The organism is Hydrogenophaga sp. UC242_53 (assembly GCF_042696965.1).
Classification (GTDB): Bacteria; Pseudomonadota; Gammaproteobacteria; order Burkholderiales; family Burkholderiaceae_C; genus Hydrogenophaga.
The window spans coordinates 4,595,523-4,617,926 of sequence record NZ_CP170552.1; the positions used below are offsets into that span (position 1 = coordinate 4,595,523).

The window sequence follows — 22,404 nt, forward strand, 5'->3', positions numbered from 1 at the left end:
TTCTGCCTGACATGGAAATTGCGTGAAGGAAAACAGCACGGTGGGAGCATGCCCACCGGTGCGGCCGGGGTCAAACCCGTTTCTCGGATGCTGAGAAACGGGGTCGACAATCATCGCTCGTCCACGATGGGGTTGCGCAGCACCCCCACGCCTTCGACCTCCACCTCGCACACGTCGCCCGGCTTCATCCACAGCGGCGGCTTGCGCGCCAGGCCCACGCCGGCGGGCGTGCCGGTGATGATGAGGTCGCCCGGCACCAGGGCCATGGCCTCCGAGCAGGCGGCCACCAGCGTGGCCACGTCGAAGATCATGTCGCGCGTGTTGGCGTCCTGCACCACCTGGCCGTTGAGCCGGCATTGCAGGCGCAGGCCGTGCGCGCCCGGGGGCAGCTCGTCGGCGCTCACGAACTCGGGGCCGAAGCCCCCGCTGCGGTCGAAGTTCTTGCCCATCATCCACTGGTTGGAGCGGAACTGGTGGTCGCGGAGGGAGCCGTCGTTGAACAGCGTGTACCCCGCGACGTGGTCCAGCGCGTCTTCCTGGCGGATGTAGCGGTCGCCCTTGCCGATCACCGCCACCAGCTCGGCCTCGTAGTCGAACTGCGCCGACACGTGCGGCCGCACCAGCGGCTGCCCGTGGGCGACCCAGGACGAGGGGTAGCGGTGGAAGATCACCGGGTGCTTCGGTTTCTCGAAGTGGCTTTCGGTCGCGTGGTCCACGTAGTTCAGGCCGATCGCGAAGGCCTTGGCGGGCTCCAGCACCGGCGGCAGGTAAGTGAGGCCGGCGAGCGGGCGCGCGTGCTGGCCGCGCTCGATGGCCGCGCGCGCCGCGCGAAAACCCGCCTCGCCCTGGCGCAGCAGCTCGTCGAGCGAATCGGGCAGGCCGGCGGCGGTGAGGTCCAGCAGGGTGTGGTCGTTCACGCGCGCGCCCAGGCGCGCGGCGCCGTTCTCGTCTTGGAAGGCAATCAGTCTCATGGGATCTCGTGGTTGGTGATGAAGTGGGTGGGAACGGCCGGGCCCCAGACGAACAGCGCGTCCTCGGCGGGGTGGTCGGCGGCGGGCCAGTCCAGGCCGGCGGGCACGTGGTCGATGCCGGCCGAGTACTCGCAGAAACTGCCCCAGGGGTCTTGCACGTAGTTGAAGTAGTTGGAGCCGAGCACGTGCCGGCCAACGCCCCAGCCGTCGCCGTAGCCGGCGCTGCGCATCTGGTCCATGCCCTGACCCACCTCGTCGAGGCAAGGCACGTCCCAGCTGCTGTGGTGCAGGCCGGGGCCGTGGGATTTCGCGAAGGCCACCAGATGGTGGTCGCTGCCGTGCGGCGTGTGCAGGAAGGCGATCACGTCGCCCGAGCGGTCCGACAGGCGCAGGCCGAGCATCGATGAACAGAAGGCCAGCATGCCCGGCACATCGGGCGTGAATTGCAGGATGTGCGAGAGGTAACGCGGCCGCACGGGCCCCAGCCGGCTGCGCGGCGAGGCCTGGCCCTGGCCGGGCACGGCGGGCACCGGCGGCCGGGGCACCGAGGGTGCGGAGGGCGAGACCTTGGGCGCGACCACCAGCTGCAGCGCCAGGCCATCGGGGTCGCGCAGCCACAGCCCCGGCTCTTGCGCCAGCGGGTGCGGCTCGCCTGCGCGGCCCTGCGCCGCGATGCGCTCGGCGAAGGTCTCCACATCCTCGGCGTGGATGCCGTAGGCCACATATTGCAGGCGCTTGCGCTCGCCGCCTTCGAGCACGTGCGCCCAGACGTGCGGGTGGCCGAAGGTGCGCAGCAGCAGGCGATCGCCGTCGCGCCGCACGTCCAGACCGAAGCAGGTGTAGAAGCGCTCGGCCTCGGCCAGGTCGGGCACGGTGAAGGTGAAGCGGTGCACCGAATGCACCGCGGCGGGCAGGTGGGTGTTCATGCGAAGGCCTTCTGTCGAGGGGAAGCAACCGCGGTGTGGCCGGTGATGCGCGCCACCAGCGCGTCCGGCGCGTCGGGCCAGTCATCGCCGCGCCAGGCCACGTGCTGGTCGGGCCGCACCAGCGTGAGCCGGGTCGGGTAGAGCTCGGCGAACGCGCCCCAGGCCGGGCGCAGCACGGTGAGCGGCACGCCCGCGGCGCGCAGGCGCTCGCGCACGGCCTGCACCACGGTCTCGGGCACGTCGGCGTGCGCGAGCAGGGTGAAGCCTTCGCCGAAGTGGTCGTACAGCGAGCTGCCGTCGTGCAGCCAGGCGTGCGGCGCGCGCGCGCCGGGCCGGTTGGACGGCACGTAGTTCAGGTAGTCCATTTGCGGCGCGCGGCTGCCGTCGTGGGCGATCACGGGCGAGTCCTCGTAGCGGTAGCCGAGCACCACACCCAGCGTGGTGAACTCGCGCGACTTGGCGGCCTGGATGCGCGCGCCCACGTCCTCGCGCAGGGCCGCGCCGGCCGGGTCGTCGGCGTCCAGCCCGGCGCGCGCGAGCTGGTTGCCCAGCAGCGCGTGGTTGCGCCACGGCCTCGTCGAGCACCATCTGGTGCACCGGGCGGCGCTCGGCCATGTAGCTGTCCAGCAAGGCCTCGCCGCCCCAGCCCGCCAGCACGGCCGCGAGCTTCCAGCCCAGGTCCACGCTGTCGGCCACGCCCATGTTCATGCCGTAGCCGCCGAAGGGCGGGTGCAGGTGGCAGGCATCGCCGACCAGGAACACGCGCCGGTCGCGGTAGTTGTCGCCCAGGAATCGGCTGGCCGACCCATTCGTCGGTGGACAGCGCGCGGTAGGGCAGGTCGATGCCGGTGGCGCGGCGGATCAGCGCCGCGCTGCCCTCGGCGTCGAGCCGGAAGTCAGCGGGCACGCCGGTGGGCATGAAGAACCAGGTGTCGCCCCGGTCCATCGGGCCGATCAGGCTGGGCACGTCTTCATTGATCTGCCAGTACATGATGGCCGGCCCCAGCGCGTGGGCCTGCGCCAGGCCCGGCGCGTGGAACACGATGTTGTAGTTGCGCGAGAGGCCGTACTGGCCTTCCAGCTTCGCGCCCATGCCCTCGCGCACCAGGCTGCGCGCGCCGTCGGCACCCACCAGGTAGTCGGCGGAGACGGTGTAGGTGTCCTCGCGCTGGAGGTCGCGCACCGTGACGTGCACGCCTTGCGCATCCTGCTCGAAGGCCAGCACCTCGCTGTTGAAGCGGATTTCCACGCCCGGCAGCGTCTGGGCGTGGGCGCGCAGCACCTCTTCCAAGCTGTACTGCGGGATCCACTGCGCGTGCTCGGCGTAGAGCGGGTTGCGGCCCGGCGCGCAGAAGAAGGCGTTCTCGAAGCGCGTGAGTTCGTGGCCCGAGAGGCGGGTGCAGAACACCACGTTGGACGGGTAGTCCACGCCCAGCGGCGAGGCCGCGCGCAGCTGCGGCGCGATGCCCCAGCGCCGCAGGTGCTCGCGGGTGCGCACGTTGGTGGTCTTGGCGCGCGGCGCGTAGCCCACGCGGTCGTTGCGCTCCAGCAGCAGGCAGGGGATGCGGCGCTGGCCCAGCTCGATCGCCAGGGCCAGGCCGGCGGGGCCGGCGCCGACGATGAGCACGCGGGGAATCACGGGAGGCGAGGTCTTCATGCGGCCGCATCGTAGGCAGCCACCGCGAATCGGAAAAGACGGAGAATTGCGGGATGCGATATGTTTTTTCGATCACCCCGGGCGGCGCGGCATGAAGTTCAACGCCTTGCGGGATTTCCTCGCCGTGGCCGAGCGCGGCAGCCTGCGCGCGGCGGCGCGCCAGCTCGGCAGCGCGCAGCCCGCGCTGAGCCACAGCATCAAGGAACTGGAGAAGGAACTCGGCGTGGTGCTGTTCGAGCGGCGCTCCACCGGCGTGGTGCTGACCGACATGGGCGCGGCCTTCCACAAGCGCGTGGCCTGCGCCATGCACGACCTGCGCCGCGCCACGGAAGAGCTGGACCAGCTGCGCGGCGAGGTGCACGGCAACCTCGCGGTGCGCAATGTCCAGCGTGGCGCACATCGCCCTGCTGCCGTTTGCACTCGGCGCGTTCCGCGCGCGTTACCCCCAGGTGCAGATCGACATCGTGGACGCGGTGTACCCGGGCAGCGAGCCCGGCCTGCTCGACGGCAGCCTGGACCTCTACATCGGCCCGGCCCCGGCCGACGTGGTCTCGGCGCTGCAGGTGGAAAAGCTGTTCGACAACACGCGCACCATCGTGAGCCGAAAGGGCCACCCGCTGGCGCAGGCGCGCTCGCTGCGCGAGCTGGTGGACGCGGAATGGATCACGACCTCGATCACGCACAACGCGGAAGAAGAGCTGGGCCCGCTGTTCGCGCAAAACGGGCTGCCGGCGCCCCGGCTGGTGATGAAGGCGCACTCGGCGCTCACCTTCATGGTGGCGCTGGCGAACTCCGACCTGCTGATGATGCTGCCGGTGCAGTGGATCCAGTCGGAGTCGCTGGCGCCGCTGCTGGCGCGCATCGACGTGCGCGAGCCCCTGCCCGCGCCGCCGGTGTGCCTGGTGCGCCGCGCCGGCCTGCCGCCCACGCCGGCGGCGGAGTACTTCTGCGACATGGTGCGCCGCGCGGTGCAACACATGCGCGCGCCCTGAGCGAGGGCGCTGCGCGCAAGGCTCAGAGGTGGCCCGCGGCCTCGTAGTAGCGGCGCGCGCCCGGGTGCAGGGCGATCGAGGTCCGCGCCATCGCCGAGGGCACCAGCGGGTAGCTCAGCGGGCTGCGCTGCGGCGGCAGGTGGCGGTACTGGCGCTCGATGGCCGCGCGCGTTTCCACCAGGCACCAGGTCAGCAGGTGGGCGATGTCGTCGGGCATGTCGTCGCGCACCAGGATCAGGAAGTCCGAGAAATCGAGCGCGGGCAGCGAGGTCTGCAGCGAAGGCCAGTAGCCGGCCGGCAGGTCGTTGCGGCCGAAGCCGTAGTCCTTCTGGAGCTGCTGCAGCACCGCCTCTTCCGACGGCAGCGGCACCACCTTGCCGGTCTCGACGATGTCGGACCACCAGGGCGTCATGATCGCTTCCTGCAGCACGCCGTCCACCTCGCCGTCCTGCATGCGCTGCAGGCTTTCGCGCGGGTTGGAGTCTTCCACGTAGCGGCCGCCCCAGCTGGCGAAGGTGGCGTCGTCGATGCCGTGCGCCTGCATGAACAGGCGCGCCACGTAGCCGATGAAGTTGGTGCCGTCGTTGCGCGAGGTCGCGAGGCGCAGTGCCGGCTTCTTCTGGCGCAGCTCCTCGAAGCTGCGGATGCCCAGGTCCGGCCGCAGGGCCAGCACCATGCGGTCGTTCTGCGGCAGCACGGCCAGGGCGCGCAGGTGTGGCGCGGCGCGGCCCTGGAAGATCAGGCGGCCGTCGAGCGCGGCGGGCATGAGCATGGCCGGCGTGACGATGCACAGATCGGCCTCGCCTTCCTCCACCAGGTCGATGGCCTCGATGCCACCGGCGCGGATGCTCCAGATCGCCACGCGGCTGCGTGGGCCGCTGCGCTTGCAGAACTCTTCGCACAGCCAGGAGCAGATGCGGTGGAAATTGGCCTGGCCCCAGTCACCGACGAAGCGCAGGTGGTGGGAGTGTTCGAGGCGGGGTGCGGTCATGGTGGGGACTTTCATTCGGGCTTGACGTCGGCGTCCTTGATCACCTTCTTCCAGTAGGCGGTCTGCGCCACGATCAGCTTGCCGAACTCGGCTGGGCCCTGGCTGTGCGGTTCGAGGCCGAGCGTGATCAGGCGCCCCTTGACCTCGGGCTGGGCCAGCACCTTGATCACGTCGCGCGAGATCTCGTCCACCAGCGGCTGCGGTGTACCGGCCGGCACCACCAGGCCGCCGAAGCCCACGGTCTCGAAGTCCGCGTAGCCGGCCTCCTTCATCGTGGGCACGTCGCGGCTCAGCGGCGAGCGCTCGGCGCCGGTGCTGGCGAGGATGCGCACGCGCCCGCTCTGCACGTGCGGCACCAGGTCGGAATAACTCGCGAAGGTGGCGGTGACCATGCCGGCGGCCAGGTCCACCACGGCCGGCGCCACGCCCTTGTAGGGCACGTGCAGCATCTCGATCCTGGCCTGGTGCGCGAGCTGGCTCGCGTTCAGGTGCGGCGTGGAGCCGTTGCCCGGCGAGGAGTAGGCGAACTTCGCGTTCGGCGCTTTCGCCAGGGCCACGAACTCCTTGACGGTGCGCGCGGGCACCTGGGTGTTCACCGCCAGCCACAGGCGCGCGTCGAACATCTGCGCGACCGGCGCGAAGCTGGTGACGGGGTCGTAGTCCAGCTTGGTGGAGAGAAAGGGCGCCTGGATCGTGGGCGTGACGGACAGCAGGATCGTGCGGCCGTCCGGCGCGGCTTTGGCGGCCACGCTGGTGGCCAGGATGGTGGCCGCGCCGGGGCGGTTGTTCACCACGACCGGGATGCCCCAGGTCTTGGCCAGGCCGTCGGCCAGGGCGCGCGCGGCGTTGTCGAACGAGCTGCCCGAGGAGGCTGGCGTGATCAGCGTGACGATGCCGCCCTGGAAAGGGCCGGCCCAGGCGGCGCTCGCGGCGCCCAGGCTGAGGGCGGCCAGGGTGCGCGCCAGGGCACGCGCCAGGTTGCGGGAAGGTTTCATGGAGTCTCCAGTATCGAATGGGAAGCGGTGTGAGGGTCGGGATGGTGGCGCCGCGCCCCGGGGCCGGTCAATTTGCATTCTCGTTTGATGAGAATCCGCCTCGGAGATGCGGCCCGCATTCCCCGCCGACCTAGGGTTTGTACCAATGCCCCAGACCAGACTTCAAATCTACATTTCAAATTAAAATTTGAATTTCACATGAACACCCCAGCCCCCAAACCCAAGGACTCGACGCGCTCCAAGATCGTGATGGCCGCGCTGCGCGTCTTCGCCACGCGCGGTTTCGAGGCCGCCTCGCTGAAAGAGATCACCACCGCGAGCGAGACCAACGTGGCGGCGATCCACTACCACTTCGGCTCCAAGGAAGCGCTGATCCGCGAGGTGCTGCAGACCGTGGCCGACCCGGTGAACCAGCTGCGCCGCGAGATGCTGGCGCAGCAGCCCGACGGCCCGGGCCGCTCGCTCGAGCACGTGGTGGAAGCGCTGCTGGCGCCCCCGATCCGCCTGAGCGCCGACGCCACCGGCGACGGCCGCCTGCTCACGCGCCTGATCCTGCAGGCGCGCGCGCTGCCCAGCGAATTCACGAACAGCGCGCTGTTCCAGCAGTACGACAGCACCGCCCTGCTGTTCGTGCAGGCCCTGATGGACGCCGAGCCCGGCCTGAGCCGGCAGGACGCGTTCTGGCGCTACGCCTTCGCCATCGGCGCCATGCACTACATCGTGTCCGACGCTGACGCGGCCTACCACCGGCTCAACCGCCTCTCGGGCGGCCTGTGCGACACCGACGACCCCGAAACCATCGTGCGCCAGCTGGTCGCCTTCGTGGTCGCCGGCCTGCGCGCGCGGCCCGCCTCGCCTTCCTCCCCCACCTCACCGTAAACAAGCCCCCATGCCCCGCCGCATCATCGACCTCTCCGTCACGCTGGAAGACAAGCCCACCTCGCCGGCCCACCACCGCCCGCAGATCCAGTACGCCGACCACGACCAGTCGTGGGAGCTGTTCTCCAAGCTGTTCCCCGGCATCGGCCCCGATTCGCTGCCCGAGGGCAAGGCCTGGGCGGTGGAAAAGATCTCGCTCTCCACCCACGCCGGCACGCACATGGACGCGCCCTGGCACTACCACCCCACCACCGACCACGCGCTGCAGGAAGGCGGCCGCCCTGCCCCCGGCATCGACGAGGTGCCGCTGGACTGGTGCCTGCGCCCCGGCGTGAAGCTCGACTTCCGCCACTTCGAGGCCGGCTACGTGGTCACGCCGCAGGACATCGAGGCCGAGCTCAAGCGCATCGGCTATGAGCTGCAGCCGCTGGACATCGTGGTGGCCAACACCCGCGCCGGCGCGCGCCAGGGCCAGGAGGACTACTGGGAAAGCGCCTGCGGCTTCGGCCGCGCGGCCACGCTCTACCTGCTGGAGCGCGGCGTGCGCGTGGTCGGCACCGACTCCTACAGCTGGGACGCGGCCTTCAAGTTCGTGGTCGAGCGCTTCGAGCGCGACGGTGACCCTTCCATCATCTGGGAAGGCCACAAGGCCGGCCGCGACATCGGCTACTACCAGATGGAGAAGCTCTCCAACCTCGACCAGCTGCCCTCGCACGGCTTCGACATCAGCTGCTTCCCCATCAAGATCAAACACGGCTCGGCCGGCTGGGTGCGCGCGGTCGCGGTGCTCAACGACTGACATCCCCCTTCTCTCTTTCTTTCCCTTCTCTGGAGACAACATGAACCACGCATCCCTTCCGCTCACCCGCCGCCGCACCGTGGTGGCCGGCGCCATCGCCCTGGCCGTGGGCGGCCTGCCGCTGGCCGCCAGCGCGCAGTCGGGCGCCTACCCGAACAAGACCATCCAGGTGATCGTGCCCTTCCCGGCCGGCGGCATCGTGGACAACGTGACGCGCAAGCTCGGTACCGAACTCAGCGCCAGCCTGGGCCAGACCCTGGTGGTGGAGAACAAGGCCGGCGCGGGCGGCTCCATCGGCGCGGCCCAGGTCGCGCGTTCCAAGGCCGACGGCTACACCCTGCTCACCGCCTTCGACACGCACGCCGTCAACCCGCTGCTCTACAAGCTCACCTTCGATTCCGACAAGGACCTCAAGCCCATCGCGCTGATCGCCACCTCGCCGCTGGTGCTGGTGGTGCACCCCTCGGTGCCGGCCAAGAGCCTGCGCGAACTCGTGGACCTGGCCAAGGCCAAGCCCGACACGCTGCACTACGCCTCCACCGGCGCGGGCAGCTCCAACCACCTCACCACCGAACTCTTCAAGGCCACCTCGGGCACCGCGTTCAACCACGTGCCCTACAAGGGCGGCGCACCCGCCATCACCGACGTGCTCGGCGGCCAGGTGCAGGTGATGTTCGTCAGCGTCACCTCGGTGCTGGCCCACATCCGCGCCGGCAAGATGCGCGCGCTGGCCGTGACCTCGCGCGAGCGCATCGCCGCGCTGCCCGACGTGCCCACCGTGGGCGACACCTACCCCGGCTTCGAAGCCACCTCCTGGGTCGGCCTGCTCGCGCCCGCCGGTGTGCCGGCCGACGTGGTGAGCAAGCTCAACGGCGGCGTGAACGCCGCGCTCAAGTCGCCCGAGTTCCAGAAGTTCCTGGACGAACAATCGCTCAAGCCCGCCGGCGGCACGCCCGAGCAGTTCGCCGCCTTCATGAAGGCCGAAACCCAGAAATGGGGCGCGGTCATCAAGCGCCAGAACATCCAAGTGGAGTAAAGCCCCATGGCCGCGCACCGCATCGACGACACCCACGGCGCCGGCCTGCAGAGCTGGCTGGCGTCCGCCAATCACCCCGCCACCGACTTCCCCATCCAGAACCTGCCCTACGGCCGGTTCACCGTGGGCGACGAACCCGGCTGGCGCATCGGCGTGGCGATCGGCGACCAGGTGCTCGACCTGCAGCACGCCGGTGTGCTGGACCACAGCGACATGGCGCGCCTGCTGGCGCTCGCACCCGAACAACGGCGGGTGCTGCGCCGCACCCTCAGCGAAGGCCTGCGCCAGGGCAGCCCGAAAGAAGCCACGTTCAAAGCCGCGCTGCACCCACAAGCCAGCGTGCGCATGGGCATGCCCTTCGACGTCGGCGACTACACCGACTTCTACACCGGCATCCACCACGCCACCACGGTCGGCAAGCTGTTCCGGCCCGACAACCCCCTGCTGCCCAACTACAAATGGGTGCCCATCGGCTACCACGGCCGCGCCTCCACGCTGCGCGTGAGCCCCGATGAATTCAAGCGCCCCATGGGCCAGCTGAGCCCCGGCAACGGCGCCGCGCCCACGCTGCAACCCACCAAGCGGCTGGACCACGAACTCGAACTCGGCCTGGTCATCGGCCAGCCCAGCCAGCAGGGCGAGCCCATCGCCATCGAAGACGCGGAAGACCACCTCTTCGGCATCGTGCTGCTCAACGACTGGAGCGCGCGCGACATCCAGGCCTGGGAATACCAGCCCCTGGGCCCCTTCCTCTCGAAGAACTTCGCCAGCACGCTCTCGCCCTGGATCGTCACCATGGAAGCGCTCGCGCCCTACCGCCAGGCCTTCACGCGGCCCGAGGGCGACCCGGCCCCGCTGCCCTACCTGGACTCGGCCCGCAACCGCGAACAAGGCGCGATCGACATCGCGCTGGAAGTGTGGGTGCAGACCGCGGCCATGCGCGCCAGCGGCCACGCGGCCGAGCGGCTCAGCCGATCCAACTTCACCGACGCCTACTGGACCGCCGCGCAGCTGGTGACCCACCACACCGTCAACGGCTGCGACCTGCGGGCCGGCGACCTGCTGGGCAGCGGCACGATCTCGGGCCCCGCGCCCGAACAGGGCGGCTCACTGCTCGAGCTCACGCAAGGCGGCCAACGCCCGCTGACGCTGGCGCAACGGCGAGACCCTGGGTTTTCTGGCGGACGGCGACACCATCGTGCTGCGCGCGCACTGCGAGCGCGAAGGCTACCGGCGCATCGGGTTCGGGGAGTGCCGGGGCACGGTGCTGCCTCGGTAACCGAGACCCTCGGGCGCCCCCGGCCGGCCTCAGCGCGCCAAGCACCGCGAGAGACGATCGACCACGTCTCTCTCCGCGCGGCCTTCGTCGGCCCCCGCATGAAACACCGCGCAGGTCGCCGAACGGGCACCCTGGGCGCAACGGTAGACCGCCACCACACTGCCCGGCCCGACGCCGGTGTGCCCGGCCACCGTGAGTCCCGCGTCCACGGTGCCCTGCATCAGCCCCAGGCCATAACCCGCCGACGTCCACGGCCGCCCGGGGATGGCCCCGCCCAGGTGGCGCGCCGTCTGCATCTCGCGCAACAGCGCATCGGGCAGCAGCTGCCCGGCCAGCAGACCGTCCAGGAACCGCGCCGCGCCCGACAGCGGGCCCACCAGCAGGCCGTGATAGACCCAGCCCGGGTGGTAGGCCGGGGAGCCTTGGACATCACCCGGGGCTTGCGCGAGACGAACACCCGCCACACCCAGCGGCGCCAGCGCCCGCTGCGCGAGCGCGTCTTCCAGCGCGAGGCCCGCCACGCGCTCGATGAGCCGCGCGACATACAGGTAACCCACGTTGGAATACCGCCAACCGGCCCCGGGCGCGTGGCGAAGGCGGGTGGCGTCCAGGAGCTGCAGCATCTCGTCTGCCGGCCAGGGCGCCTCATGGCGCGCCACGGCGGCGTGGTAGTCGGGCAGCTCGCCATAGTCCGCCAGCCCGGCCTCGTGCCTTAGAAGATGGCGCAGCGTGAACGGGCCTTCGGGCACCGCCTCGTCGAGCCCGACCAGGCCGTCGCGCACCAGGGTCAGCGAGGCGGCCGACAACACCGTCTTCGTGAAACTCCACCACGGCACCGCCGCGTTGTGCGGCTCTTCATGCGGCAGGGGCGAACCGTTGCAGATCAGCGAGAAGGCCATGGCCGGATCTTCAGGCTGGCCTGACTAGTCGATCTTCTTTTTTTGTTTGGCGGGGGCGGTGGCCTTTGCCCGCGGTTTTCGGGCTGGCGTGCTCGAAGCCGGTGGTGCCACACCCTTGACCATCAGCGCTGCTTGCTTCACCAACTCCAGCTGCGCCTCCGGGGGGCATCGCTCGAAATCATCCAGCAGCGAGCGCTGCATCGGGTCCAGATCCAGCCTGGTGCCAACGCGCTCGCCCGTCAACACGTAGTACACGTCCATGCCCAGATCGATCAAACGCATCAGCACCTCGGCATCCGGACTGCGCACCCCTCTCTCGTAGGTCCCTATCGCGCGCATCGAAAGCCCGGTGGCATCTGCGACCTCCTGCTGGAGCAGGCCGAGCCGTCGCCGTTCTTCGCGAAAACGTGAACCAAAAGTATTCATTAAATCGTTCAAATCGCTTACAATGGATCGTTTGATCGCATTTTTCCGCTTGGTTGTGTATTTTTCCGTTACTCAATGCTAGCCCAGGGAAGGAGTTACTTCGCCATGACCCGATCAGCTGTCTCTTCGACACGCAAGCGCGTGCCCAACGGCGTCAACAGCTCGCGCCCCATCGCGCTGCGACTCATGCCGGCCGAACTAGAACGCGTCAAGCAATGGGCCGAGCGCGAACAACGCTCCATGGCCAGCGTGTGCCGCCTGGCCGTGCTGCGCGAACTGGACATGAACGACAAAGGAGCCACCGCATGAAACCCAGCAAGCCACACGATCTGCCCGCCCAACGCATGTCACTGACGATTCAGCAATGGTCAACAGCGGGACTCAACGTCCTCGCAAGCCGCACCGCAGAACGGGGCGTGCCTGGTGTGGTGCTGCTTCAGGTACACGAAGAGCCCTTCGAACTGGAATGGAAACTCACCCCCGAGCAGGCACGTGCGCTCTCGGGCAGGTTGCTTGAAGCTGCGGACAACTGCAACAAGCTCGACAGGGTCGCAGGCCCTGCTTACTGCGGTTAAAGGAATCGGGGCCAAACCTGCCCCGAGGCCCTCGAGCCAAACGCGGTAACTCGATGGCCGCTAGGCGGCGGTAGCTGCTTGTGGCAAGCGAACGCACAATGTCTCCGCTCGTCCGCCTCACGGCGATATGGGTGTGGAGCTGGAGATAAAAAGTCCGCGTATCGGTGTTCGATTCCGCACCAGGCCATCATCTTTCTTTATCAGCGCTGGTCCGCTCAAAAGTCCGTGTTTGAGAGGCGGCCCATGCGGTGTCTCCGAATACCACAACGCCCCGTTCTTGCGTGTACCCAAGACTGCCTTGCAAATGCAGTCATTTTGGGGTGCACCAGGGACTAGTTCACGAGCTTCAGATAAAGGTGGTAGCGCCGCGCGACAGTAACGGCCAGCATACGGGGTGAGTCCGCCTCTTGCCAAATGTGATGCGTGTCCCACGACTTTGCAAACATGTTGCAAAATGTACCTGCCAAATAAATAAGCAGCATCAAAGGAGGGGAATGCATGTCGCCGAGCCGCAAACCGATCAAGGCAGAAAATCCCATTCACCAGGCCGCGACTGCGCCTTGGCGGTCCGATGCCGCGTTCTTGGCTATAGGTTACTAGCCGGCGCAGCACGATGTCCCGCTTCGTCGCGTGGAACAATCTGCTGTTGTCGGAGTTCTTTTCGGAAGCCGCTGAAAACGAAGAGGTGTGGATCCGCGCCACACGCGCCGAACTCGACTCTTTCGGCTTGCATCTCGGTGGCGCTCATGGGTTGATAGACGCCGTCGGATCTGGCCCTCCTTGGGTGCCGAACGGTCCCAATTGCGCGGACACCGCCCGCATCTTGGTTCAACAGCGCAGGGACCCCCTTCGCACGCTGTTGTACGAGGATCCAGGAGCATCCAATCCAAGGTATGCCCGCGTGCGAGCGCCTGCATACCTTCCTATCCTCGCGCTATGGGTGCTGGCCGCATCGGGTGAGCAGCTGGAACACGGCTTCTACGCTTCAGTGCAGCGTTTGCTAGGCCCCCAATTCAAAAGCGAGCCGAGGATCACCGAAGCCATGTCCAAGGCATGGGAAGACCTCGAAGCTTGGTCGTGCAAGGAGTGTGCTGGCCGGTTCGGCAACTTCCACTACCGCGTTCTGGGAGAACATCGGTTTGTCGGTATCGCGCGTTCGCAATGCCTAGTCAGCCGCCAGGACGAAAGGAACCTCTACAGGCTCTTTTGGGAGGCCAGGCTGCGACCAGGCCAGGAGCTAAGCGACTCTACGTTGACATCCCTGCTTGAGCGCGGCCGCAACGCGCCCTACCTGACGAGGCCGCTTTGTATTGCAATGGCGGAGCCCGCCTATGTCCCGCAACTCGCCGCCCTATTGCGCAAGCTTCTCCGGTCGTGGAGTGGAAGCAGGCCAAATATTGGTCACGCAGACGCAGAGAACCGCAGCGCTGGGCCGCTGGTAAAGGAGCAAGGCCAGATTGGGGCCGCAGTCACCCTGGTCCTGTCGCCCTCAGACGAAGTGCCGAATGGCTGGGATGTGCGCTGGAGCTTTCCTGCAGTCGTCGATGCGCCGCGTTGCTGCTTTGAAATCGCTGGTCAACGCCAGCCGGCTTTCCTCCATCGCGCCAGCGCAACATTTCTAACGGATCTCTCGGAATCCAGCATCCGCCACTCCGTAGCGGCTCTCTCCTCTTCGTCATTGGCCCAGCTCGCAGTGCAGGTCCGATTTGAAGACGATAGCGTTGGAGCATGCGGCGACCAATACCGCGTGGAACTGATCAGCCGGGCAAGCCGCCGGATACTGGTTTGGAACTCGATCGATCCACGCTTGGGACAACAGCTCATTGAGCGGGAGATTCCTCTCTACGGGGTTTTCTACCTGGTTTGCAGTTCGGTGGATTGGACCAGGACCGGTCCTTGGCTGCAGCGGGAGCGGATCTCTTTCGAGCCCATGCAGGTCTGCGGTTTGCCCGATGGCTGGCAGATGGCTTGCGTCCATCGGGCAGAGCACCTCTCTACACAGCATCGGCAACATTTGGCCGATGCTCCCGAAGCCACCGACGTGCCACCGGCCAGGTTGAAACTTGTGGGAGGAAGTCGGCTACTGCGCGGCGGCACACGGCTGTTTGCTTCTTACGACCTGCCCGATATCGAAGTCGAAGCGCCGTCTGGCACGCTTGTCGAATCTCCCGGACTGACGCTGTTGGAAGTGCCGCAACACCTTGCCAGTAATGGGCGATCTGGAGTCAGGCGTTTCGTGGTCAACTCGATTGAATTGACCCGCAGCAGTTTCGACATCAGCCTCGTGTCGAATGGGATTGGATTGGCGAGCCTTCGGCTACGGGTGGCTGATCCTGATGGAGAGGGCCGCGGAGAGAGCAGGCCTTTCTCCCTCGACCCCTTGGGATTCCCAAGATCGAATCTTGGCGGACTGCGTGGCATCACCATTGGAGGTGGGTGCCAAGACCCGATTGAAGGTGGTTGGCAAAGCGAAGAGATGCTGGAGGCCACAGCCTCACTGAAACGCGGGAGCGCATCCGTCGAAGACTCCATTGCCGCAAAATTCCTAGACACACTGGCAGCGCGTGGATCGATGTCGTACGGCACGGCTAGGGACCAGCTCTTGCGGCTATCCGAAGACGCTCTCCCCATTGCCTTGTTGATGGACCTCCGGGCAAGAGGGTGCTTGGAAATAGAAGCCGATGGCAAGGGACACTTTGTCCGCATACACAGCGTAGCGCCCTCGCTGTATGCGCTGCCCGCTACACAAGAGGGCCTGCCGCTGTTCGGCGTATCAGGAACCCTGCGGCTCGCCCAATGGGCTTTGCTACAAGGCAATGCCGACTTCCTCGCCACCGTCGCAGACGCCGCAGCAGGGCATCTTCCAATGTTGCGCGTGGCTGCGATCGACGCGCTTTCCGTCCAGGCCGCGTGTTCCTCAATGGGCTTCGATTTCGCGCCGAGTCCAGCGCGGGATGTGGCCCGCTGGGCAGAGTCGCTGAGGCACGCCAGGGGAGCTGCAGAATCGCGCGGCACAGAGTCTGTTACTGCCGAGCTGGGGCATCTACATCGTTTAAAAGCAGACTCCGCACGGTTTGTACCGGCTAGCGAACCCCGCATGTCCATAGACCAGGAGTGTGGCGCTCAGCTTTTCCGCTTTGACGACCCCCAGGCTGCTGCATTGCAGCTGTACGTCCTGGGTGTTCGCCGCCCAGATGGCGCCTCAAGATACTCGCACGTGCCCGACTCCCGTTGGGGCGTGTGGATCTCGCAGTTGGCGTTTGCGGAAATGCTCAAAGACAAGCATGGCCGGACCGACGCCTTTCCTTGGCCTCTCCACTATGACCCAGAAACACGCGACATTTGGGTGCCTGCGCGGCTGCGACCACCGGCGGTGCTAGAGCGGGCCCTGGCGCTTTGTTCTGGAGCCGGCCCCGAGACCCACTCCCTTTCTCCCTCCCGCAATGCCGACGGAGCGTTGGCGGTTTTCGACAACGGTTCTGGGCATGCGGTGGGGACTATCAGCCACATGTACGGAGAGTTCGTTCCAGGCTATTGGCTGCGCTACCAGTGGGTTCCAGCCGAGACGGCGCGCCAAGTCGCCGGGCTGCTGGGATGCATCCTGCAGCCATTCGCGTGCTTGGGAGTCGCCCGAGGCTCGGAAACTATGACTAATTAGGAGGACGGAAGAGTGCAAGAGACCATAGGTGAGGACCCCATCGGTTCGTGGGAACAGCTCAAGGACCATCTGAAGCGTTACATCCAATCGGCATTTGGCACCGACTCGCCGTCCTTTGAGGCCGAGCGCGAGGCGCTTCTGAACACTGCGGGCGTCCTGTTCCAGGAGCCCTACCTCGAGCTATTGCCCGCCTATGCGGCCGACAAAAAGCTGGGCAGCCTTGACGCAGCGGACTTGCCAGGCTTGGATGAGGCGGCGAGGCGTGGATTCCTCGCACTGGCAGGCGCCGGGCTCATGCCCGCTGGCGCGGATTTGTACGTGCATCAGCAACGGATGCTCCAAGCCGCCATGCAAGGCAAGCATTGTGTGGTCGTCACCGGTACAGGTTCTGGCAAGACCGAATCGTTCTTGCTGCCGGTCTTCGCGTCCATCGCAAGGGAAGCACTCAGGTCTTCTGGGGGATGGGATGCTGCTAGGCCGCCTCCTGCATTGCCATCCCATTGGCAAAGCGCTCCACCGTGGAATTTTGACCGAGCCGCTGCACGTGGCGAGCGGAGAAAACCTGCAGTCAGGGCCCTGCTTCTATACCCAATGAACGCGCTGGTAGAAGACCAGATGTCCCGCTTGCGCCGCGCGCTCGACTCCGATGATGCGCACGCCGCATTTGATCAGCACTGGGGCGCTAACCGCGTGCGGTTCGGCCGGTACAACGGCACAACCCCCGTACCAGGCCACCCATGGCGGCTCAATGACGAGGGCCAGCGGGAGCTGAATAGGCCGAAGCATGACGAGCTCAAGGCGGCCTTTAAGGACGCTATCGATCAGTACCAACAGCTGGTTGCAGCGACCCTGGCCGCACGCGAACATCTGAGCTCGGCTGGAGTTGCAGGTGGCGATCCCGGGGACGCCAAACGGCAGCTCGACAATTTGACGGAGCAGATATCGTTCGTGCCGCGGATGTCACCCAGCTCGGCCGAGATGTTCCACCGCTGGGAAATGCAGGCGGCACCTCCTGACCTCCTGATCACCAACGTGAGCATGCTCTCCATCATGCTCATGCGCCAGGCGAGCCCCGCCATAGCAGACGACCGCGCTGACGCCGATATCTTTGAGACCACGCGCAGGTGGCTTGCAGAAGACCGGGACAACCATGTTTTCCAGCTGGTCCTTGACGAACTCCACCTCTACCGCGGCGCGGCTGGGACGGAGGTCGGATATTTGCTTCGGCTGCTGCTGGAACGCCTCGGCCTAGAGCCGGTCAGCAACCAGCTACAGATCCTGGCCTCCAGTGCTTCGCTGGATGGGGAGGCAGAGAACACATACAAGTTCCTCGGCGAGTTCTTCGGAATGGAGCCGGAAGTTGCCCGTGCGCGCTTCCACGTGGAGGGAGGTGTCAGCTTGAATGGGTCTCCCGAAGGGCCCACTGAAATCCCGCCTTCCTTTGCGGACGATTGCTTGAACCTTGCCCGGCAAGCTGAGGGAGCCAAGCCGGTGGATCTACTCGCGGGCGAGTTTGGATCGAGCAGGGATGGCGCCATACCTGCTAAGCGCCTTGCAGACTCCTTTTGGAGAGTAGAGGGAGAGCGTGGCCGCCACCGTGCTGTATCGCTCCCCAGTTTGCTGCAGAGCCTGTTCCCACACATGCCTGAACACGATGCCAGCGATGCCGTGCGCGGGTTGTTCTTGGCCGCAGGAAACGCCGCAAAACACTTCTCCGTGGGAAAGGTCCAGCCTGCCCATCCTTTGCCGCGGATTAGGTTCCACTGGATGGTCAAGAACATCGATGGACTGTGGGCCATCGCTCAACATGTCGGCCAAGACAGGCGCCGGAGGGTTGGGCGCTTGCTTGCTGAACCCCGTATGGAGGTTGAAGGCAAGCGGGCCCTTGAAGTGCTGTACTGCGAGTGCTGCGGAACACAGCTGCTTGCCGGCTACAAGACTTCTGCATCCATTCCCGGAAGCATCGATCGATTCGAGCTGGCGCCCATGCCTCCTGCAATCGAGGGATTGCCGGAGTCAACACCCCAGACCAGGACCGACGCACAGCGTTATGACAATTTGGGAGTGGTGCATTTGCTGCCGGACGATTGGGAAGGAGCCTCCGATCCGTCCGAGCTGCAGTGGACACAGGGATCAGAGGAACGCCGTGAGACCGACCGGAAGCCTGTGACCACGGCTCAAGCGAGCTGGCAGCGCTCCTCTATCGACCCCGCAACGGGAATTGTCGAAGTAGGCAAGAACCCCACGGGCAATGAAGTTCCTTGCCTTTGGTTCCGCCTGGAGACATCGGGCGACCTGCTGCCGGCGATGCCACAGCGCTGCCCGTCATGCAAGATCGACTACTCCGCGCGCAAAGGCGGCCGGCCGGCCCCTATACGGTCTTTTGCAACCGGCCTGAACCAGACTTCGCTGCTGCTGACCAAACACCTCATGGGTGTCATGCCCGTGGGCGCTGGCCGCAAGCTCGTCGCGTTCTCTGACAGCAGGCAGTCTGCCGCCAGACTGGCCAACGGGGTCGAGACCGAGCAATGGGAGCACCTGCTGCGGGTCGCTGTGCTGCGTGAGATCCGCGAAAGGGCAACCGGAGGGATCGAACCCATCAAGCGCCAGCTTCTTGATGCCCTTTATGCAGGCGATGTATCCCATGCACACACGCTCCTGCGCGCAAGCAAAGAGTCGGTGCCGCCAGCCCAGTTGCAGGCCTTGATGGCGTTCTGGCAAGACGCCCGATCCGTACATGGCGATCCGGAGTTCGCCAGCGAAGAAGCCAAATCAAACGTCGATCGCCTGACTCACTGGAAACCCGGGTTCGTGCGTTTCGATGAGTTTCTTTCTCTGCCGAATCCAGCCAGGCAGACGCTTCCCCCCCTATGGGAGCACTTTGCGGGTTTAGGGGTCAATCCTGCGGGGCCAGGCATCGATTCCAAACGTGTCGGAAAAGACGAGGATTGGACGTCACTCTTCGAATTCGGCCCCAATACCGGTGGTCCAAAGCTCGCGTCCGCTGATTTTCCGCAAGACAAGATCGCCAGCCTTGAGCAGTTTGGCGTCGCCCTGCGCCGGCAATCTTGGCGGGCCATATCCGGGCGGCTGCTCTATGACCTTGAAGCACAAGGCGTCGGCTATCTATGCTTGCCTCCATCAGTGAGCGCTCTTGCGCCCTCCAATGTTGATGAGCAAGTTTTCCGAGGAGTCTGTGAGAGCGTCATTCGGATCTTCACTGAACAGCGGCGCACGGAGCCCCCCCAAAGGGACTGGCCGCCAGAGCGGTGGTCCGCGATCCACCCGAGCGGGAGCCGCAGGGAGGGTGCGGACAAGGCGCGGATCGTGACGTACCTGGCTGCGTGCGCCAGCAGGCTTGGCGTCGCTTGGGAGGGCCTAAGGGACAGCGTGCGTGACGCCTTGGCTCGGGTTGGACACGGCTCCAATGACGCGTGGGGCATCGTTTCGCTCTCCTCTCTCTGGGTAAAAGTTCCGCCACGCGATGCCCGGCCTTGGGTGTGCGGGCGGTGCGGCCAGCTCCACTGGCAGCCGTCTGCAGGAGTCTGCTCCCGCTGCACTGCACATCTGCCTTCGGCCCCCAATGGTCAGCTTTCGGCGGCAGAGATTGAGCAGGACCACTACTACGCCTATCTGGCGTCCGATGAAGGATCGACATTCCGGATACATGCCGAGGAACTGACCGGACAAACAAGCGATCAGGCCCAGCGCCAGCGGCATTTCCGCGACGTCTTCTTTCCAGGGGAAAGCATCGAGGATGTGGTGCGGCGAACAATCGTGCCCCAAGTTGACACGATCGACTTGCTCTCCGTGACCACGACGATGGAGGTGGGCGTAGACATTGGTGCCCTTCAGTCAGTGTTCCAGGCCAACATGCCTCCTGAGCGCTTCAACTACCAGCAGCGTGCAGGCCGTGCTGGCCGCAAAGGACAAGCCTTTTCGGTAGTCCTCACCTACTGCCGAGGCCAGACGCACGATCGGATCCATTTCGACCATCCCGAAGAGATGACGGGCGGGACGCCGCCCCAACCAACGGTTTCAGTCACTGAAGACCAGCGCTTGCTCGCTGAACGCCTGGTTGCCAAAGAAGTCCTTCGCCGTGCATTCCGGTCTGCCGGCTGCACCTGGCACCACTCGGGCAAGCCCGTCGATACGCATGGAGAAATGGGACTTGTCCGCGACTATCGCGACCAACGCAAGGCAATGGTTGAGCAATGGTTCCTGGACCACAGCGATCAGATCTCCGGCATCGCGCAGGTAGTCTCGAACGGCACGGGAATCGATCCTGTTGGGCTCGCAAATGAAGCGCGGTGTTTGCCAACGCAGCTCGCGAGCGTTGCAAGCTCAGCCTCTGATACGGCTCAGGGCCTTGCTACGGCACTGGCCGAAGCGGGTGTACTGCCGATGTATGGCATGCCCACGTCGGTGCGCAACCTGTACTTCCACCTTCCACCTGAGCCTGCGGGCCAATCGCGGGAGCCAAAAGTTCTTGACCGGACCCTCGACCAGGCTATCACCGACTTTGCGCCCGGCTCCGAGCGGGTCTGGGATAAGCGGCTGCTTTCGCCGATTGGCCTCGCGGGCTCCATTGACCATGACCGTATCAACAGGTGGTCGACGATTGACAGACCGATCGGCAGCGCAACGTGGCAGCTTTTTTGCCAAGGCTGCCGGAACTTCACCGTGTATCGTGCCGATCCTGTCACGTTGCAGCCCACCACCGCGATAGATGGGTGGAACGAGTCTTGGATCAGGAATCCACCGCCTCAACCCTGCCCAAGATGCGGCGCTGTTGCGGCTATATCCTTGGCAGTTGTTCCCAATGGCTTTGTGACCGACCTCAACATCGAAAAGCCAGTGGCGTCCACAGAATCCTCGCGAAATGGTGGACCGAGGTCTTTTGTGGCCTCGCCTTCACTACGCACGGCGCAGCATCGCCAGCTTGGAAGGGCCTTCCTGGCTTTGGACCACCAAGGACAGGTTTACAGGATCGCGCAGGGCCCGAAGGGCAAGCCATTCGGCTTCAATCGGACTCCCTCACTTCGTCAGCTCAACGGGAATCAATGGTTGAACGGCGAGATCTGGAGGGCCTCGAATGACGAGGCCGAGATCTCTGCAAGCATCGCCTCCCCGAAGACGACAGACATCCTGAGCGTCAGGCTTCTTGATGGCAACGGCTTGGCCTTCTTTGATGGCGAGAAGGAACTTTGCGCAAAGCGAGCTGCCTGGTATTCCGCAGCGACCATCTTGCAACGCGCAATTGCCTTGGAACTTGACATCGACTCGGTTGATATCGAGATCGCGTCTGTCCACAGATACCTGCAGGACAGCGATGTGTCCGGCGCGGAGCTCTACCTTGCAGATGCCCACCCCAATGGCGCCGGGCTTGTCGACTGGGCCAACCGCAACTGGGCCGCGTTGTTGGCCGGATGCATCAGCGGTTCTGGCGACCACACCAGGCTCGGCTCAATGATCAGGCAGGAATGCAGGCGTTCCGATCAAAGCGAACTGGTATGGCGCTCGCCTGATATTTTGCTTCGCGGTTTCCGGAACCGGCAACTTCACGGGCTGATCGAGTGGCGTCTGGGACTTGAGCTGCTGCACGCAATGCAAGACCCAACCTTTGTGCCTGGCCGGGACCGGTTCTTTGAGGATTGGGATGTGGGACTGCGCAGCTGGAGCGCCCTCGCCTCAGACCTGGCAGACACCTACTGTTCAGCCTATGAGAGGAGCGCCCAGGCTCGGCAGAGTGGGCCTAGGGGCGAACATGGCTGGATAGCGCGAGGCAGCGTGGCAGGGCAAGACTCGCTCATCCTCTATTTGGTGAGTCATCCGCTATGGGCGGCTTCCGTTACGGGCTCAGGACCAATCGATTCGGAACTTGAGGACTGGGCCCGCAGCATCGGGGCAACGGAAATTTACTTGATCGACTCATTCAACCTGTCGCGCCGAATGGCGTGGGTGCGTGGCAACCTGCATCTCTTTCCGAAAATCGATATCAGTACGGCAAGCTCGGCCGCGGGCAGTGGCACGCCTCTCGCATCAATAGATCCTTGGATGCAGGAACTGATAGACATGCCAGAAGGTGGGGCTTTGGCCCAAGATGGCGTGCAGTGGACAAGAGTGTCCAGCGTGGATGGCTGGACAGCCCAGCCAGGTGTCTGGCTCGCAGACTTCAACGGGAGGCCGGCCAAGGTGAACATTTCTAACTTTGCAGGAGCTGGCTTGCGCATCAAAGTTCTCGGCGGCGCACATCTCGACCGCCAATCATGTCCAAACCTGCCCCTGATTGCGCTGCGCTCCAACGGAGGGGGTTCCTGA

At 65.5% G+C, this 22,404-nt stretch carries 15 protein-coding genes and 4 pseudogenes; 10 read left to right on the top strand and 9 right to left on the bottom strand.

Features of this window, described 5'->3' with window-relative positions; genetic code table 11:
• Positions 1–110: 110 nt before the first annotated feature.
• From ACFJI0_RS23065 to ACFJI0_RS23085, 5 genes and pseudogenes are all read right to left on the bottom strand, one after another.
• Positions 111–971, bottom strand: coding sequence for a fumarylacetoacetate hydrolase family protein (locus ACFJI0_RS23065; protein WP_382322473.1), 861 nt, complete (start codon positions 969–971; stop codon positions 111–113).
• Complete coding sequence (locus tag ACFJI0_RS23070) at positions 968–1,897, bottom strand: VOC family protein (RefSeq protein ID WP_382322474.1); 930 nt, start codon at positions 1,895–1,897, stop codon at positions 968–970. Before ACFJI0_RS23070 ends, ACFJI0_RS23065 begins: the two co-directional genes overlap by 4 nt.
• Positions 1,894–2,379 carry a hypothetical protein gene (locus ACFJI0_RS23075; protein ID WP_382322475.1) on the bottom strand — a complete coding sequence of 162 codons (486 nt, stop codon included), beginning with the start codon at positions 2,377–2,379 and terminating at the stop codon, positions 1,894–1,896. The genes ACFJI0_RS23070 and ACFJI0_RS23075 overlap by 4 nt, the downstream gene beginning before the upstream one ends.
• Positions 2,380–2,530: 151 nt before the next feature.
• A pseudogene (locus ACFJI0_RS23080) lies at positions 2,531–2,659 on the bottom strand (FAD-dependent monooxygenase); the annotation flags it as partial.
• 199 nt (positions 2,660–2,858) lie between these two features.
• Positions 2,859–3,554: pseudogene (locus ACFJI0_RS23085) on the bottom strand (FAD-dependent monooxygenase); the annotation flags it as partial.
• 91 nt (positions 3,555–3,645) lie between these two features.
• On the opposite strand from ACFJI0_RS23085, the pseudogene ACFJI0_RS23090 reads away from it, so the two are divergent.
• Both ACFJI0_RS23090 and ACFJI0_RS23095 read left to right on the top strand, forming a co-directional pair.
• Positions 3,646–3,768, top strand: a pseudogene (locus tag ACFJI0_RS23090) (LysR family transcriptional regulator); the annotation flags it as partial.
• Between the two features lie 175 nt (positions 3,769–3,943).
• A complete protein-coding gene (locus ACFJI0_RS23095; RefSeq protein WP_382322476.1) occupies positions 3,944–4,546 on the top strand; it encodes a LysR substrate-binding domain-containing protein in 603 nt (200 codons plus the stop codon).
• Between the two features lie 22 nt (positions 4,547–4,568).
• On the opposite strand, the gene ACFJI0_RS23100 is transcribed toward ACFJI0_RS23095, so the two are convergent.
• Together ACFJI0_RS23100 and ACFJI0_RS23105 are read right to left on the bottom strand one after the other, a co-directional pair.
• Positions 4,569–5,537 (bottom strand): TAXI family TRAP transporter solute-binding subunit, encoded by a 969-nt coding sequence (locus ACFJI0_RS23100; protein ID WP_382322477.1) that lies wholly within the window; start codon positions 5,535–5,537, stop codon positions 4,569–4,571.
• Positions 5,538–5,548: 11 nt separating this feature from the next.
• Entirely contained in the window at positions 5,549–6,532 is a 984-nt protein-coding gene (locus tag ACFJI0_RS23105; protein WP_382322478.1) for a Bug family tripartite tricarboxylate transporter substrate binding protein, read from the bottom strand.
• Positions 6,533–6,730: 198 nt separating this feature from the next.
• On the opposite strand from ACFJI0_RS23105, the gene ACFJI0_RS23110 reads away from it, so the two are divergent.
• From ACFJI0_RS23110 to fahA, 4 genes and pseudogenes are all read left to right on the top strand, one after another.
• On the top strand, positions 6,731–7,411 hold the full coding sequence (locus ACFJI0_RS23110; protein ID WP_382322479.1) for a TetR/AcrR family transcriptional regulator: 681 nt from the start codon (positions 6,731–6,733) through the stop codon (positions 7,409–7,411).
• Between the two features lie 10 nt (positions 7,412–7,421).
• Positions 7,422–8,210 carry a cyclase family protein gene (locus tag ACFJI0_RS23115; RefSeq protein WP_382322480.1) on the top strand — a complete coding sequence of 263 codons (789 nt, stop codon included), beginning with the start codon at positions 7,422–7,424 and terminating at the stop codon, positions 8,208–8,210.
• A 40-nt stretch (positions 8,211–8,250) separates the two neighbouring features.
• Positions 8,251–9,246: a Bug family tripartite tricarboxylate transporter substrate binding protein gene (locus ACFJI0_RS23120; protein WP_382322481.1), complete on the top strand. Its 996-nt coding sequence runs from the start codon at positions 8,251–8,253 to the stop codon at positions 9,244–9,246.
• 6 nt (positions 9,247–9,252) lie between these two features.
• Positions 9,253–10,525, top strand: a pseudogene (gene fahA / locus ACFJI0_RS23125) (fumarylacetoacetase).
• Positions 10,526–10,554: 29 nt separating this feature from the next.
• On the opposite strand, the gene ACFJI0_RS23130 reads toward fahA, so the two are convergent.
• The gene (locus tag ACFJI0_RS23130) at positions 10,555–11,424 is read right to left on the bottom strand and encodes a serine hydrolase domain-containing protein (protein WP_382322482.1); all 870 of its coding nucleotides are present in this window, start codon (positions 11,422–11,424) and stop codon (positions 10,555–10,557) included.
• Positions 11,425–11,448: 24 nt separating this feature from the next.
• Complete coding sequence (locus ACFJI0_RS23135) at positions 11,449–11,850, bottom strand: helix-turn-helix domain-containing protein (RefSeq protein ID WP_382322483.1); 402 nt, start codon at positions 11,848–11,850, stop codon at positions 11,449–11,451.
• 105 nt (positions 11,851–11,955) lie between these two features.
• On the opposite strand from ACFJI0_RS23135, the gene ACFJI0_RS23140 reads away from it, so the two are divergent.
• From ACFJI0_RS23140 to ACFJI0_RS23155, 4 genes are all read left to right on the top strand, one after another.
• Positions 11,956–12,159 carry a hypothetical protein gene (locus ACFJI0_RS23140; RefSeq protein ID WP_382322484.1) on the top strand — a complete coding sequence of 68 codons (204 nt, stop codon included), beginning with the start codon at positions 11,956–11,958 and terminating at the stop codon, positions 12,157–12,159.
• Positions 12,156–12,425 (top strand): hypothetical protein, encoded by a 270-nt coding sequence (locus ACFJI0_RS23145; RefSeq protein ID WP_382322485.1) that lies wholly within the window; start codon positions 12,156–12,158, stop codon positions 12,423–12,425. Before ACFJI0_RS23140 ends, ACFJI0_RS23145 begins: the two co-directional genes overlap by 4 nt.
• Positions 12,426–13,038: 613 nt before the next feature.
• A complete protein-coding gene (locus ACFJI0_RS23150) occupies positions 13,039–16,083 on the top strand; it encodes a hypothetical protein (RefSeq protein ID WP_382322486.1) in 3,045 nt (1,014 codons plus the stop codon).
• 12 nt (positions 16,084–16,095) lie between these two features.
• Positions 16,096–22,404 (top strand): DEAD/DEAH box helicase, encoded by a 6,309-nt coding sequence (locus ACFJI0_RS23155; RefSeq protein WP_382322487.1) that lies wholly within the window; start codon positions 16,096–16,098, stop codon positions 22,402–22,404.